Genomic DNA, 15997 nt, shown 5'->3' with positions numbered 1-15997 from the left:
CAGCTGAGTGAGCTTGACGCCACAAGTATGCGGTCTATAATTCCCGTTCCAGCGACTCTGAACATGAAATATTGGCGCAAGCCGCTCGACGCCGAACGGTGTAAACCGCCGCATGGCACGGTCCATATCATCGTCAACCGGTGCAAAGGTTGTGGATTCTGCATCAAGTACTGCCCGAAGAAGGTGCTCGAGTTCTCCAAGGATTTCAATCGCAAAGGCTATCACCCGCCGCTCGTGGCCCGGCCCGAAGACTGTGTGGACTGCAAACTGTGCGAGGTGATGTGTCCTGAGTTCGCCATCTGGGTGACTTCAGACCAGACGTGCAAGGAACCCGAGGGACCGGAAAGGACGCCGGAACAGCAAGGTCCTGAGCCGGCACTTGAGGACTCAGACGCTAGGGTTTCCGGCAAATCAGAAACCAGCAACGAGAATCGGGCGTGAATGCGGCAGTTCTGACCGGTTCGCACTATTGGGACGGCGATTACGCATGTGCCGAGGGCGCAATCGCGGCCGGCTGTCGGTTCATGGCCGGATATCCGATAACACCCTCAACCGAAGTCGCCGAACGTCTGGCTGAGCGATTCCCTCTGGTCGGCGGCATCTTCGTCCAGATGGAAGATGAGCTTGCTTCGATGGCTGCAATCCTCGGTGCGGCCTGGGCCGGCACAAAGGCCATGACGGTAACGTCAGGCCCGGGTTTCTCGCTGATGCAGGAAAACATCGGCCTCGGCGTGATGACCGAAACACCTTGTGTCGTCGTCAATGTCCAGCGGGGCGGGCCTTCGACTGGATTGCCGACCCTGACCGGCCAGCAGGACATGATGCAGGCCCGCTGGGGTTCGCACGGTGACTATGAGATTATCGCGCTCTGCCCCTGTTCGCCTCAGGAGTGTTTCGACCTCACCATCACCGCTTTCAACCTGTCCGAGCAGTACCGCCTGCCGGTACTGCTCATGATGGACGAGTGCGTCGGCCACATGACTGAGAAGGTGGTCGTGCCCGAGCCGGACAAGATAAAAGTCCGGCCCCGGCGCTGGTACCGTGGTCCGAAGGAGAACTACCACCCATATCTTCCGGACAAAGACCTGGTGCCGCCGATGGTACGAGCTGGCGACGACTACCGCTTCCACATCACCGGCCTCACCCACGACGAACGCGGCTATCCGGTCATCAACGCCGCGTGCCAGCATCTTTGCGTCACGCGGCTCGTCGAGAAAGTCCGCCGGAACGTTGACGACATCGTTATCCTCGACGAACGCGACACCGAAGATGCCGAAGTTGTGGTCGTGTCCTATGGAATCAGTTACCGCGTCGCCACCCGTGCTATTGCGCTTGCCCGGGCGCAGGGTATCAAAGTCGGCTCGTTGCGCCTAGTAACGGTCTGGCCATTTCCTGAGAAGCGGATTGCAGAACTGGCCCGCAAGGTCAAATGCATGGTCATGCCCGAAATCAACCTCGGCCAGGTTTTCCTCGAACTGGACCGGGTCGCAGGCTGCCATTGCCACACCCGGCTTGTGCCGCACTGCGGTGGCTGGGTCCACGACCCGCAAGACATCCTTGCGGCCATCGTCGAAGGTGCAAAGGCGGATGTCAGATGAACGATTCCGGATTACCATCCATCAATCAACCACCAGCCGAATCTGGTCACCATCCGCTCGAACCCTACCTGCGGATGGACCGCATTCCGCATATCTGGTGCTCGACCTGCGGACTTGGGACGGTGCTGAATTCGTTCCTGACCGCGGTCAAGAACAGCGGCATTCGCCGTGAAGACATTGCGGTAGTGTCTGGTATCGGCTGTACCGGCCGCGCTGCTGGCTACGTGAACCTTGATTCATTCCACACCACCCATGGTCGGGCCATCCCGTTTGCCGCGGGTCTGAAGCTTGCCAATCCGCGGCTCAAGGTTGTGGTCATCTCCGGCGACGGCGACCTGATTGCCATCGGTGGCAACCACTTCATCCATGCCGCGCGCCGGAACATGGACCTTGCCGTCATCTGCGTCAACAACTTCAACTACGCCATGACCGGCGGCCAGTTCGGACCAACGACGCCGCTGACCGCCCGTACTACAACCGCGCCCTATGGCAGCTACGAACATCCATTCAATCTACCATTTCTGGCTGAATCCTGTGGCGCGACCTACGTTGCGCGCTGGACTGCGCTCCACGTGCGCCATCTAACCGCCGCGATTCGGGAAATTCTCTCCCGCCGTGGCTTCGGCTTCATTGAAGTCATCTCACCTTGCCCCACGGTCTATGCCCGCCGCAACCGTCTGGGCTCCGGGCTTGACCTGCTCGAGTTCTATCGCGACAACTCAGACGTTCGGAACGGTGCCGACACCCGTGAGTGCGCCATCGGGTTTCAGGAACGGCTGATCGTCGGCAAGTTCGTAGATATTGAGAAGCCAACTTTCACCGACACGATGAACGCCAGCCTTGCCGAATCGGTCGGCAAGGACTACGTCCCCTACCAGGGGCCGATGGAACCGGAAGCAGACATCGGCCACGAAAGCACGAAAGACGCCAGCGGGACGGACAAGACATGAACTGCGTCATATCTTCCTATCTCTGTAGTTTGTCTTTCGCTTCGCTTGCTCCTGACGTCCTTGAAGTTTTTCCTCTTCACGAGGGACTATAATGGAAATCAAGCTCTCCGGCTTCGGCGGCCAGGGGATCATCCGCATGGGCATGATTCTCGGCCGGGCCGCGGCGATATTCGACAACAAGAACGCAACCCTGACCCAGAGCTTCGGACCTGAGGCACGGGGCGGTGCCTGCTCAGCCCAGCTCATCGTATCTGAGCACGAGATTCTCTACCCGTATCTCACAAGCCCAGACGTCCTCGTGACAATGTCGCAGGAAGCCTACGACAAGTTCGAGTCCGAACTCAAACCAGGCGGAATCCTGTTCATCGAACAGGACCTCGTCCGTGCTCACCCGCCAGAACCGGGCACAAAGCTGTACGGCATCACCGCCACTCGTATCGCTGAGCAGATGGGCAACCGGATGTTTGCGAACATGGTAATGCTCGGCTTCATCGTCGCGATCACCGGCATTGTCTCGGTCGAGGCAATCAAGAAGGCTGTCGCCGGCATGGTACCGGACCGTTCCCTTGCCCAAAATATCCAGGCCCTGGAAAAGGGGCTTGCTGCTGGAAAAGAGCAACTGGGCCAGGCATCGGCTCCGTCGGTTTGACCTATCGTTGCCTCAGCTTATGACGCTCTCGTCTCGAACATGACCCGACCTGAACTCACCCTGGCGCGTATCCGGCGGGCGTTCGAGCAGGGTCGAGCCGCTATTACCTTACCTGAGGAAGGAAAACAGTTCCGCGTGCAGCCGATACCAGCATCATCCTGCCGTGTCGCCTGTCCGGCCGGTGTGAATGTCAAGGCATACGTTGGCCTGATCGCAAGCCAGCAGTTCAACCGGGCACTCGAAGTAGTACTCCAGTCAAACCCGTTGCCCGGCATCTGTGGACGGGTATGCACTCATCCGTGCGAAGCCGAGTGCCGCCGCGCCGAGATTGATGCGCCGGTCGCTATCCGACTGCTCAAACGTTTCATCGCGGACTTTGCGTTCTCGGACGCTTCCGCCGTGTCGGACAAGTACCGCTCGATAGTCACACCCAACGGCATTCGCGTTGCCATTGTCGGATCAGGCCCGGCTGGAATCACCGCGGCCAGCGACCTTGCCCGACTTGGGTACTCGGTCACAGTCTTTGAGGCCTTGGACCGCCCGGGTGGCATGATGCGGGTTGGCATTCCGGCATTCCGCCTGCCGCATGCGATCATTGACCAAGAAGTCGGTGCCCTTACCAGGCTCGGCATCGAAATCCAGACCTCGAGTCCGATTGACGACCCGAAACGGCTATTGGCCGATGGGTACGCGGCTGTGTTTTGGGCCACCGGTTGCCATTCCGGTATCGGCCTTGGGCTCGCACTCGAGGATCAACTCGAAGGTGTGGAAGACTGTACTGATTTCCTGCGTACGACCAACCTCGGTGTACGGAGCGAAATTCCGTCTCGAGTTCTGGTCATCGGTGGCGGCAATTCCGCGGTGGACGCGGCCCGAGTCGCATGGCGATTGGGTGCCCATGAGGTCCAGATTGTCTACCGCCGGACCCGCAAGGAAATGCCGGCTGACCGGGAAGAAATCGAGGACGCGCTGGCTGAAGCTATCACACTGCGCTGCCTTACCCAGCCGGTGGCTTTCTTGCATCGTGAAGGGCACGTCACCGGGCTACGCTGCATCCGGACGCGTCTTGGTGAGCCGGATGCAAGTGGTCGGCGTCGACCGGTACCAGTACCGGGCTCAGAGTTCGAAATCCAGGCCGACCTCGTAGTGAAAGCAATTGGCCAGCGGCCAGACCCTTCCCCACTCGAACGGGCCGGCATCAAACTTACCGCAGCCGGGACCGCGGCAGTTGACCCCGATTCTGGTGCTGCATCTGTACCAGGCATCTTCTGCGGCGGCGACGTCGTTACCGGTCCAGCAACTGTAATTGACGCCATCGCTGCCGGCCACCGTGCGGCCCGAGGCATTGATTCGTTCATCACCGGCCGCCCGCGGTCTGCCCCGGACTGCACCAGCCGCGAATCCGAGGTGCTTGCACCAGCCCTGACCGCGGTACTGATTGACCGCGTGCGTTCCCATAAACTCGCCCGCCACATGCGCAAGAGCTTCGCCGAAGTCGAACAGCCACTCACTCGTGAGCAGGCAGTCGAAGAGGCGCGACGTTGTCTGCGCTGCGGTCCATGCGCCGAGTGCATACGCTGCTCAGCGCTATGCGCCAGACGGCAAGTAGCCCTCTCGCTGCCCGGCATCGAGACTGAACTACTAATCCGCGTACCGGCCATTGAAGCACTGTTCGACCAGCCGGCCAAGGCCAGAACCGTGCTCGTCCGTCGGTCGGGCGCCGGCCAGACCGAGATGCTGGCAAGACTGGTAGCGGCACGTGTGGACCCTGAGCTGTGCCGGGGCTGTGGCGACTGTATCAGCGTCTGCATCCACGAAGCCGTGAGCCTTGTTGAAACCGACATCGGCCTGAAACTCGCAAGCGTTGACCTGGCCCGGTGCCGAGGTTGCGGCACTTGTATTGCAGCATGTCCGACCGGTGCGCTCTCTGACCGTCGTGAGCCGGAACCTGAAGACAATGAGTAGAACCGAACGGTTAACAACCGCCTCACCGCTGACTGTGTTCGCGTGTCAGACCGCACTCGCCCGGCTGCCAGCCGACCGTGGTGATGATCATCTCCAAGTCCGTGAACTGGTCTGCGCTGGTCGGGTAGATGCCGGACTACTCCTCGCCGAGTTTGAGAAGGGCGCTGAACGTGTCCTCGTTCTTGCCTGCGAACCGCCATGCTGCCGGCACGAAGGTGGCGCTGAGCGCGCATGCCGGCAGGTCCAGGTCACCTGGCAACTGCTTCGAACACTTGGCCTTGACCCGGCTGCGCTCGCACTCGAGCTGGTTGATGCCCACGGCTCATCGCGGGCAGTCCGACCGGAACAGAAATGAACAGCTGCATCCCTAGAGCAGTCTGGACCTGCATTGACTGCGGCAAGTGCACCGCGGTCTGTCCGGTTGCCCGCACCGGCCTTGGTTTCTCGCCCCGGAGTTTCATCCAGCGTGCGGTCCGCAAGAACACTGATTCTGCGCTCTACAATCGTGCGCTCTTTGCCTGCCTTGCCTGCGACCGGTGCCGCACCGTGTGCATGTCCGGCATCAGCTTCGCCGAACTGACTAAGGAGTTACGGGCTGCGGCTCGAACCCGCGGCGCACTCGGCCAACCCGCCCATTCCGGCGTGCTCCAAATCATGATGCGAATGATGGCGCGAAGCGACCGGCCTCAGAACCGGCTGGCTTGGCTTGACGGTTCGGTGCGCACGAACAGCAAGAGCGATGTCATCTACTTCACGGGCTGCGCGCCCTATTTCGAGCCGGTGTTCGGCTACCTTGCGGTCCAGCCGCTGCGAACCGCCCTGAACGCAATCCGGCTGCTCAATCTGGCTGGCATCGAACCGAACCTGCTTGTGGATGAGCGCTGCTGCGGTCATGACCTCTTATGGCAAGGTGATATTCAGAACTTCCGTCTGCTGGCCGAACGGAACCTCAAGATTGTCCGTGAATCTGGAGCGCGCCTCGTTGTATTCTCCTGCCCGGAATGCCTGCGCACGTTTCGGCTAGACTACCGGCGCAACTTCGGTGAGCTTGGCTTTGAAACCGCTCATATCACCGAGGTTCTTGTCAACCGGATTCGGCCTTCAGCCCTCAGTCTTCAGCCGCGCGCCGGCAAGACCCGGGTCACCTTTCAGGACCCGTGCCGGCTTGGCCTTCACCTTGGCATCTTTGACCCACCCCGCCGACTGCTTGAGACGATTCCCGGGCTCGAACTCGTCGAGATGGAGCACAACCGTGAGCAGGCCACCTGCTGTGGCGGCACCTGCTGGATTGAATGTGGCCCGGCTGTGAAGCGCCTGCAGGAACAGCGCCTGGCCGAAGCCTGTGCAACCGGCGCGAACCGCATCGTGACCGCTTGTCCGAAATGTGACATCCATCTACGCTGTGCGACCGCGAGCATTGAGAATGTGCCTGCGGTCCAGAACATAGTTGATATTCTGGCTGACACAATCTGTGATCAAGGAGGTGATCTCAATGCCTGAGCCACGAGTCGGCGTCTTCGTCTGCCACTGCGGTACCAACATCGCCGGTACGGTTGATGTCGAACAGGTCTGCCGGCTTGCCGGTTCTCTGCCCGATGTCGTCCACGCGGCGACCGCAAAATACACTTGCTCTGAGTCCGGACAAAAGCAGATACAGCAGGCTGTTGCCGAGTACGGTCTGAACCGGGTCGTTGTTGCGGCCTGCTCCCCGCGGATGCACGAACCTACGTTCAAGGCCTGTCTTGAGCAATGCGGCCTCAACCCATCGCTCCTTGAGATGGTCAACATCCGCGAAGGCTGCTCCTGGGTCCATCTCCGGGAACCAGCAAAGGCTACTGCCAAAGCTTGGGACCTGGTTCGGATGGCGGTCGCTAAAGCGCGTCTGCTCGAACCGCTGACCGAACGCCGTTTCCCAATCAAACAGGCGGCAATGGTAGTTGGCGGCGGCATTGCCGGCATCCAGGCTGCGCTGGACATTGCCGACACCGGCCGGAAGGTGTACTTGGTTGAGCAGGGCCCGTGCCTCGGCGGCATCATGGCCCAGCTCAACAAGACCTACCCGACGATGGACTGCGCGATATGAATACTTGCGCCAAAGATGGCGGATGTCGGTCGACATCCCAACATCGAACTCCTGACCCTGACCGAGGTCCTGAAAGTGTCAGGCTACGTCGGGAACTTCCGGGTACGGGTCCGACGCCACGCCCGGCTGGTTGACGAAAAGGAGTGTACTGCATGCGGTGACTGTGCCAAGGCTTGCCCGCAGTCCAGACCGGATGAGTTCAACCTTGGTCTGGTTCAGCGCCGGGCAATCTATCAGCCATTTCCGCAGGCTATTCCGGCTGCGTATGTCCTGAACCGGGCTGATTGTCTGGGTCCTACACCCCGCGCTTGTGACAAATGTGTTCAGGCCTGCGAGAAACACTGCATTGACCTTGACGCAGTTGACCGTGAACTGGAATTTGAGGTCGGTACCATCATCATCGCCACCGGTATAGAACCTTTCGACCCCCTTGGCATGAGGGAGTTCGGCTACGGTCGTTTCCCCAACGTCATCACTGCGCTCGAGTTCGAACGCCTGACATCGTCGGGTGGCCCGACTGGTGGCGAGCTGCTGCGTTTCGACAATGGCAAGCGGCCCCAGAGTGTCGCCTTCATTCAGTGTGTCGGCTCCCGGTGCCAGCCACCGGGCAATTCCTACTGCGGCAACATCTGCTGCATGAATACCATCAAGGACACGCTGGTTATCAAGGAACACTGGCCGGAGACTGACGTCATCGTATTCTACATTGACCTGAGAGCATTCGGCAAGGGCTTCGAGGAGATTCTCACCCGTTCGCGTAAAATGGGTGTGCGCTATATCCGGGGCATACCAGGCGAGGTCGCGAGTTCAGGCCTGGACGGCACGCTGACACTCCATGTCGAGAACACTGAGACCCGCCGGGTTGAAGAGCATCGGGCCGAAATGGTCGTACTCGCCACCGGGGTCCAGCCTCGCTCTGAGGCACGTGACCTGCACAAACTGCTCTCGCTCCAGCTCCACCCCGAGGGGTTCCTGCTTGAGGCTCATCCCAAGCTCCTGCCGGTGGACTCTCCAGTGCGCGGCATCTTCTATGCCGGTTGCGCTGAAGGGCCAAAGGATGTGAAGGAGACCGTGACCCAGGCTTCAGCCGCGGCCGGCCGTGCAAACCGGCTTATGAGTCTTGGCTCGGTGACCGCCGAACCGCATACCGCTGCCCTCAACCCGGCCCTGTGCCGCTCCTGCGGCCTGTGCGCCCGGGTCTGCCCTTACGGCGCCTTCAAGTGGGAAAAAGGAGCTAAAGCCGAGCTAGTCGAAGCGCTCTGTGCTGGTTGCGGCACCTGCGCCCCAGAGTGCCGTTTCGGCGCAATCACTGCCCGCCAGTTCACTGACGCTCAGCTCCTCGCCCAGGTCGAGGCGGCACTGGCTGAGCGACCTGAAGACAAGGCGATAGTGTTTGCCTGCAACTGGTGCTCATACGCCGCGGCCGACACTGCTGGCGTCTCGCGTTTCCAGTACCCGGCAAACCAGGTAATCATTCGAACGATGTGTTCGGGCCGGGTGGACGAGAGGTTCATTCTCAGGGCGTTCGAACTCGGTGCGCCGGTCGTGTTAGTCTCCGGTTGCCACTTTGCTGACTGCCACTACATTGATGCTAACCGCCAGACTCAAAGACGGGTAGAGAAACTGTGGGACAAGCTCGAATCATGGGGCATCCGGCCTGAACGTCTGCAACTGGAGTGGATTTCGGCTGCTCAAGGCCAACGGCTGCAGAAGACAATGGAGCTGCTCGAGAAGCTGCGCGCCGGTGTGACCCGGCAGGAAATCGCCGCGACCCGCCGCATTCTCAAGACCAAGCTCCACCCGGTGAGTCAGGCTGCGCCTGATACAAAAAGGAAGGTGAAACGTGGCTGAGACTGGTAAGGAATCCGCCGGCAAGGCCCGGTTTCGCTGCCTGCGCTGTGGAGCCGAGTTTGAGCTTGACTACACGCCAGGCAAGGTCGAAGAAAGAGCCTGTCCTTCTTGTGAGAGTAACAGCGTCCGCCGGCTCAAATCTGCATCAGAAAGCTCAGCCGGCTCCGGACCATACTAGAGTACCGCTCGCAAGAGCTCCGCAGTCTCCTGCGGCTCGTGCACGACGCGGATGCCTGCCGCCTCAAATGCTTTGATTTTATCTGCCGCGGTTCCTGAGCCGCCAGCAATAATCGCACCGGCGTGTCCCATCCGCTTGCCCTCGGGCGCAGTCTGGCCTGCAATGAAACCCAGCACCGGCTTGCGACAGTTCTTCTTGACCCATGCGGCTGCCCGTTCCTCATCCGTGCCACCAATCTCACCGACTATGACGATGGCCCTTGTCTGCGGGTCCTCGTTGAACATCTCCAGACAGTCGAGAAACGTTGTACCGATGACCGGGTCTCCGCCGATCCCGACGACGGACGATTGACCGAACTCGCCGGTATTGGCCGCAATCTCGTAGGTGAGCGTGCCCGAGCGCGACACCACGCCAACACATCCGGGCTTAAAGCTCGCTGCGGGCATGATGCCCAGTTTGGCCTTGCCGGGCGAAATCACGCCTGGACAGTTCGGCCCCAGAATACGTGTTCTTGCTGTGCCGCTCGTCGTTGAGCCACCGGTGACCCGCGGTGGGGATACCGAACGCCTTTCGCAGAAATCAAGTACCCGTACCACATCAAGCGTCGGCACACCCTCGGCAATACACACGACTAGCTTCAACCCGGCATCTACCGCCTCGTACATTGCATCCGTTGCGTATGCGGCCGGCACGAAGATGATGGAAGCGTCTGCCCCGGTCTTGCGGACTGCCTCGGCTACCGAATCAAACACTGGTATGCCCTCGACTGTCTGCCCGCCCTTGCCTGGTGTTACGCCGCCGACGACCTGCGTGCCATATTCCTTCATTGCCCGTGCGTGGAACGCGCCGTCCCGGCCAGTAATCCCTTGAACCAGTACCCTTGTGTTCTCATCAACCAGTATGCTCATCTCCTGTCCCCTTCAATCTTCGTCTTCCAGCACTGGACTTTCCCTTACACAGCTCCCGCAAGGGCCACTGCTTTCTTCACCGCCTCGGCCATTGTTGCCGCCGGAGTCACGTCTGTTCCCTCGAGCAACGCGAGCGCCGCTTCCGCGTTGGTTCCAGTGAGTCGTGCGACTACTGGCACTTTGATGTCAGCGCGTCGTCTGGCCTCGAGGAGACCGTTGGCGATGTCGTCGCATCTGGTGATACCGCCGAATATATTCACAAGAATTGCCCGCACGTTCTCATCCGACAGAATGATTCGCATCGCAGTAACCATCTTGTCAGGCGAAGACGATCCGCCCACATCCAGAAAGTTTGCCGGCTCTCCGCCGTAGCGCTTTATCAAGTCCATTGTCGCCATCGCCAGCCCGGCACCATTGACAACGCAGCCCACGTTGCCCGAAAGCTTGACGTAGGACAGTCCGGCCTGCTTAGCCTCAACCTCTTTCGGCTCCTCGGCTGCAAGGTCTCGCAGTATCTCATTCTCCTTGTGCCGGAACAGTGCGTTATCATCAAAGTTAACCTTGGCATCAAGTGCCAGTAGTTTACCGTCTGTGAGCAACACCAGGGGGTTTATCTCGATCAGGGAACAATCCCGGTCAACAAAAATGCGATACAGTTTGCCGGCAATGTCGGCAAACGCCCGTGCCAGACCGGCGTCGCGGCCGAACAGGGCCATTCCGACATCACGACTCTGAAACGACAAAAGCCCCGCGGCTGGATCAATCTGGACTTTCAGTATCTTCTCCGGCGTTTCACGCGCCACCTGCTCAATCTCGACCCCACCTGCTGCCGATGCCATCAGCACCGGTCTTCGGCTCACCCGGTCAACGACGATTCCAACGTAGTACTCAGCCCTGATGTCCGCGCACTCGGAAACGAGTACCTTGCCGACCGTAAGACCCTTTATGCTCATGCCGAGAATCTGTCCTGCCACCCGCTCGACATCACCTAGACCGGCAACCTTTCTCACACCGCCGGCCTTGCCCCGGCCACCGACAAGCACCTGAGCCTTGATAACGACCGGCAGGCCGATTTCTTTTGCCGCGGCCACGCATTCGACCGGGTTTGAGCAAACCTTTTCACGCGGCACCGGAATGCTCGCGGCCCGGAATATCTCCTTAGCTTGGTATTCGTGGACCTTCATGGGTCAGAAATCTAGCGCAAACCTCTCCCCTGTCAAGCAGTTGGCGGTGCTTGACAACCACTAGGCAGAGGCTATATTTGCGCACAAAGGAGGTCCTTAGTGAAGAGAAGCTTACTGCTTGCAGTGGTCCTCGTCGGTCTGGCCGTGCTGTCCACCAGTTGCGACATATTCGGTGGCAAGGCCGACTACTACCCGCTGAGCATCGGCAGCATCTGGAACTACTCGTGGCGGATGACTGTAAATGACTCGGTCTGGGCCAGTGGCACGCTCAAGGTTGAAGCCGTCAAAGAGGAACAGCTTACATCCGGCGAGAAGGTCGTAATGCTGGTAAGCACGTCCACCGGCGGAACTGATACAAGCTATGCCCGCAAGGATGGCGAGAAGGTCTGGAGCTATTCGGCCCTGAACGACACCAGTCCAGACCTTGCGTTCGACGGCCCGCCCGCAATCGACAAGACCTGGAACGTGAACGAGGCAGTCACGGCCAAGATTGTGGCCAAGGAAAACGTCACGGTTGCTGCCGGCACGTACAAGAACTGCTGGAAGATAGAGCTGACCACGATAACTGACGCGGACACGACGAAGTCCCATATGTGGTTGGCGGATGGCACCGGGCACGTGAAGAGCTATGCCGAAGAAGAGTCCGGCGGCATAACGATGAAGATGACCGTAGAGCTTACCTCGGCTACTATCAAGTAGCTTAGGACGCTTTCACGGCGGGAGGGGTGAAGTCCCCCTCCCGCCGCTTCGTTCTTGCCTGTGCTGACGGCCGCAGTATACTGGTTCCATACGTCAAAGGAGAATACTGTGAGAACATCATCCGTGCTTGCCCTAGTCGCCGGCTGCGCTCTGCTCTTGACCGGCTGCGACCTGTTCGGCCCCAAGGAGGTCAACTACTTCCCGCTCGGTGTCGGCAGCACCTGGCAGTACCTGATGCTCGACATTCGTGTCTATCCAGACTCAACCGACACGCTTGCCCAGGACACCATCAGCATCGAAGCCAAGGCCGAGACTCAGCTCACATCGGGCGAAAAGGCAGTACTCATGGAGGTCAAGGAGTCCGGGTCAGTTGACTCGGTCTATTATCGGACGACTGACGACTTCGTTCTGTTCTATGAAGACCTGGACGACGACGAGCCGGACACAATCATCAAATTCCCGCTCGAGCCCGACAACATCTGGCACCTTGACGAGGACATTCTGGTCCGCGTGGTCGGGCAGGAAACTAAGACTGTTGTCGCCGGCACGTACAAGAACTGTTGGAAATTGCGCCAGACCGAGGACGGTGAGCTGCTCCTTGACATGTGGTTTGCACCCAATATTGGTCTGTGCCTGGCCGAACTCGATGAGGAATATCAGGGCATCCACTATATCGAACGTCTGGAGCTCAACTCTGTGCGCATCAAGTAGTACACCTGGACAATGACGCGGCAGCCCGCGCTGCTGCGCACCAAGCGCCGGGGCGGCTTTGGGCCGCCCCGGCGCTTCCGGTCTGATTTACCGGACTTATATCTATCTCTGCACTACGAGCTTCTGCGTCGCGGTGTAGCCCTCGGCGTCCAACCGCACAAGATACACACCGCCCGCAAGCTTCCGACAGTCAAGCGTCCCGCTGTGCGCACTGCGCCCGACACTGTACGCCTGCCGCAGCACGGCCCGGCCCGCAATGTCGAACACCGTCACCATCGCTGGCCCTGGCTTGGCCAGGCTGAACCGCACCGTCGCAAAACCCTCAGCCAGCGGGTTCGGACTCACCACAAATTGCCGACTGCCGACCGCTGACTGACCAGCCTGCACTCCCGACCGCACTTGGCCGGTGCCAACATCCCGCGGCAGCACGTACCGCCAGAACTCAAACGTCTTGTTGCCCTTCAAGGCAAAGAACGCTCCGTACCCGTAGGTCACAATGTCGCCACCATACTTCACAAACTTCTTCCGACCGTACGTACCGTTGCTCGGCATCGTGTCAAGCTCATACCAAGTGTCGCCTTCAGCCGTGTAGCGGAAGAACTGCTGAGTATTGCCACCCTTCAGCGCGTAGATATAGCCTTCATAGTAGGTGCCGCAGCTGCCGTCCTTGGACTTCTTCTTCTTGTTCGCCCGACCACTGTGCAGACCATAGTACGGCATGCCTTTGACCGGCTGCTTGTACCAGGTATCGCCCGGCACGTCGTAGCGGAACATGAAGTGGTTGGTCTTCGTCGAGTTCAGGAACTTGGCCTGATGAGCGTACAGCGTCAGCCTGGGCGTGGGCGACGGCCCGGGCGTCAGACACAGCCAAGAACCTTTGTCGTACTTCGGCCGCTGACCATAGGGCACGTTGTCCAGCGTGTCCCACCGCTGAGCCACCGTGTTGTACCGGTAAAACTCAGTCTTGTACCCCTTCAAGAGATACACATATCCGGTGTCATCCTTGTCCACGTACACCACATCCGTACCACCCTTCACCCGCTTCTTTTCCGGTCCAAGCGGCACGTCCGGCAGACGCTCCCACGTGTCCTTCCCAACATCGTACCGCCAGAAACCAAGCGTGTTGTTGCCCTTCACCAGATACACGTAGTTCCCACCGTCCGACACTCCACACGCACCCTTGTACGGCAACTTCACCTTGCCTTCTTCAAGCGAAGGTATTGACTCAAGCGCCTTCCACGTGTTGTGTATCGCATCGTACGCATAGAAGTCACCAGTCTTGTAACCCTTGCCCGCATATATCGTCTTGGCCGCATCTATCGCCAGCCAAGCACCGTCCTTCACCGGCTTGGTAGAAGGTGCGGACGGAACTGACTTCATCTCTTTCCAACCAGGCTGCCATATCGTCACGCCGCCAACCTCAAACCCACTCCAGGCCACGTTGTTCGTCCAGTTCTGGTCGGTCTCAAGATAGGTCGAACACCGACTGGTATATTCACCTTCAACACGGAACTGCGTCTCAGGATACGTAAGCACAACCGATGCCTGCCCAGGCAAAGTTATCTCTTTCCACTCGTCGTACACCAGCGCATCGGTCGGGTCATATATCCTAAACCAGGTCTTCCAAGTCTCAGTACTCTGACCGTAGTTCGCCACTTTCACCTTCGGCTCCACACTCTCCATCGTGTCAAGCGTCCCTGAAGGCGCTAGTATCTCCTCAATCCCGACATCGTGGTCCAGAGTACCAAGCACCCAGAAGGTATCAAGCATCTGGTTGTTCCCAGACCGCTGGTCACCGACAAGCAGCGTGTTCACCCGGTCCAGCCACACTCCCACCTGGGTCGTGTACGGCTCAACCATCTCGACTGTATCCACCTTGCCCGGGTCCAGGTCGGTCACGGTCGCATGACCCTCATACATCCCGATGCGGAACTGGACATCAAACGTCTCGGTCGCGCTGCCGTAGTTCTTCACTACACACGCCGGATACACCGTGGTATCGCTAGGCACCGTGTCCACCGGATACAGCACCTGCGCTACCCCGACGTCGTGCACCGCAACAAAGAATTTCTGCTTCAGCGTGTCGTCGGCCGGGTTCTCATCCCCAACCAGATACGTCCAGCACACCGCTTGAACTGTATCCTTCGCATGTGCTGTCCAGTCCGGGAAAGTAAGCGTTCGACTCGCACCAGCTGCAAGATTCTGGACATTGAACGCTTCAATATAGCTGCCTATCTTGAAGAAAGCATTGAACGTCTCAGCCTCGCTGCCGCTGTTACGCACCACCGCACTCGGAGTCACCACGCTCGCCGAGTCAATCGTGCCGACTGGCGCAAGAATCTGCTCCACCAGCACATTGTGGGACGCAGCCGTAACCTGGAAACTGCCGGTTACTACGTCGTTCAACGCATTCTGGTCCCCGGCCACGTACACTGAACACTTCGTGGTGTGCGTACCTAGAACCTTGAATACCGTGTCCGGAAAGCTCACAGTCGTGTACAGCCCGCCTGGCAAGCTGACCTGCAAAGACTCACGATACACCAGCCTGTCAGTGCACGTGTCGGTAACCGAGAACCAGGTCCAGAATGTCTCATTGTCACCGCCGTAGTTTGCCACCCGAGCCCGGCAGTGCACCGTGTGGATGGTATCAATGTTGCCAACCGGCGATACTATCGCCTCGGCCGCAACGTCGTGCTGCACCGTACCGAGCACCCAGAAAGTGTCCTGCATCACATTATTCTCCGGATGCAAGTCGCCGGCCAGAACCGCCTCAACCGTGTGAATCCATACGCCCGGCACGGTCGTGTACGGCGCAAGCGCAGTCACGTACCGCGCACCACCCGGCAGCAGGTTGCTGACCGTCACCGTGTTCTCATACGCGCCAATGCGGAACTGGACGTTGAAAGTCTGGCTCTGGTTGCCAAGGTTCCAGACCTGGCAACGCGGATAGAGAACCGTATCCGGCGGCAGCGTGTCGTACGGGTGCGGACCAGGCCACATTATCCGGCTCACCGCAACGTCCTTGACCCGGACAAGGAACTTCTGGCTCAGCGTGTCGTCAGCAGGAATCTGATCGCCGGAGAGATAAGTCCACGCGGTCACACCCATACTGTCCCGGCCGTGGAGCGTAACATCGGGAAATTCCAGCGTGTCAGCAGCACCAATGCCAATTGAGCTGACCAGGACACCCTCCACGGGCCTACCCTCGATCTGCATATAGG

At 59.4% G+C, this 15997-nt stretch carries 14 protein-coding genes; 11 read left to right on the top strand and 3 right to left on the bottom strand.

The annotated features are described in order from the left end of the window. Window positions 1-27 precede the first annotated feature (27 nt). The 9 genes from ABIL25_04815 (at window position 28) to ABIL25_04775 (ending at window position 9096) form a co-directional block, all read left to right on the top strand. Complete coding sequence (locus tag ABIL25_04815) at window positions 28-441, top strand: ferredoxin family protein (GenBank protein ID MEO0081599.1); 414 nt, start codon at window positions 28-30, stop codon at window positions 439-441. Further along, on the top strand, window positions 438-1598 hold the full coding sequence (locus ABIL25_04810; GenBank protein MEO0081598.1) for a 2-oxoacid:acceptor oxidoreductase subunit alpha: 1161 nt from the start codon (window positions 438-440) through the stop codon (window positions 1596-1598). The genes ABIL25_04815 and ABIL25_04810 overlap by 4 nt, the downstream gene beginning before the upstream one ends. After that, on the top strand, window positions 1595-2548 hold the full coding sequence (locus tag ABIL25_04805; protein ID MEO0081597.1) for a thiamine pyrophosphate-dependent enzyme: 954 nt from the start codon (window positions 1595-1597) through the stop codon (window positions 2546-2548). Before ABIL25_04810 ends, ABIL25_04805 begins: the two co-directional genes overlap by 4 nt. Window positions 2549-2639: 91 nt before the next feature. Next, entirely contained in the window at window positions 2640-3197 is a 558-nt protein-coding gene (locus ABIL25_04800) for a 2-oxoacid:acceptor oxidoreductase family protein (protein ID MEO0081596.1), read from the top strand. 39 nt (window positions 3198-3236) lie between these two features. Next, window positions 3237-5162, top strand: coding sequence for an FAD-dependent oxidoreductase (locus tag ABIL25_04795; protein ID MEO0081595.1), 1926 nt, complete (start codon window positions 3237-3239; stop codon window positions 5160-5162). Further along, entirely contained in the window at window positions 5155-5517 is a 363-nt protein-coding gene (locus ABIL25_04790; GenBank protein MEO0081594.1) for a hydrogenase iron-sulfur subunit, read from the top strand. The genes ABIL25_04795 and ABIL25_04790 overlap by 8 nt, the downstream gene beginning before the upstream one ends. Further along, entirely contained in the window at window positions 5514-6662 is a 1149-nt protein-coding gene (locus ABIL25_04785) for a (Fe-S)-binding protein (GenBank protein ID MEO0081593.1), read from the top strand. Before ABIL25_04790 ends, ABIL25_04785 begins: the two co-directional genes overlap by 4 nt. After that, complete coding sequence (locus tag ABIL25_04780; GenBank protein MEO0081592.1) at window positions 6655-7245, top strand: FAD-dependent oxidoreductase; 591 nt, start codon at window positions 6655-6657, stop codon at window positions 7243-7245. The genes ABIL25_04785 and ABIL25_04780 overlap by 8 nt, the downstream gene beginning before the upstream one ends. 15 nt (window positions 7246-7260) lie before the next feature. Next, on the top strand, window positions 7261-9096 hold the full coding sequence (locus ABIL25_04775; GenBank protein ID MEO0081591.1) for a hydrogenase iron-sulfur subunit: 1836 nt from the start codon (window positions 7261-7263) through the stop codon (window positions 9094-9096). 174 nt (window positions 9097-9270) lie between these two features. Here ABIL25_04775 and sucD read toward each other — a convergent pair whose 3' ends face one another. After that, entirely contained in the window at window positions 9271-10182 is a 912-nt protein-coding gene (gene sucD, locus ABIL25_04770) for a succinate--CoA ligase subunit alpha (protein MEO0081590.1), read from the bottom strand. A 44-nt stretch (window positions 10183-10226) separates the two neighbouring features. After that, window positions 10227-11366 (bottom strand): ADP-forming succinate--CoA ligase subunit beta, encoded by a 1140-nt coding sequence (gene sucC / locus ABIL25_04765; GenBank protein ID MEO0081589.1) that lies wholly within the window; start codon window positions 11364-11366, stop codon window positions 10227-10229. A gap of 99 nt (window positions 11367-11465) precedes the next feature. Here sucC and ABIL25_04760 point away from each other — a divergent pair, with 99 nt between their 5' ends. Next, window positions 11466-12065: a hypothetical protein gene (locus tag ABIL25_04760; protein ID MEO0081588.1), complete on the top strand. Its 600-nt coding sequence runs from the start codon at window positions 11466-11468 to the stop codon at window positions 12063-12065. 108 nt (window positions 12066-12173) lie between these two features. Beyond that, complete coding sequence (locus ABIL25_04755) at window positions 12174-12776, top strand: hypothetical protein (protein ID MEO0081587.1); 603 nt, start codon at window positions 12174-12176, stop codon at window positions 12774-12776. A 102-nt stretch (window positions 12777-12878) separates the two neighbouring features. Here ABIL25_04755 and ABIL25_04750 read toward each other — a convergent pair. Beyond that, a partial coding sequence (locus ABIL25_04750) for a T9SS type A sorting domain-containing protein (GenBank protein ID MEO0081586.1) occupies window positions 12879-15997 on the bottom strand: 3119 nt, incomplete at its 5' end.

The organism is candidate division WOR-3 bacterium, from assembly GCA_039801365.1.
Taxonomy (GTDB): domain Bacteria; phylum Hydrothermota; class Tepidihabitantia; order Tepidihabitantales; family Tepidihabitantaceae; genus JBDRUN01.
This window is presented reverse-complemented; position numbering and strand designations above follow the sequence as displayed.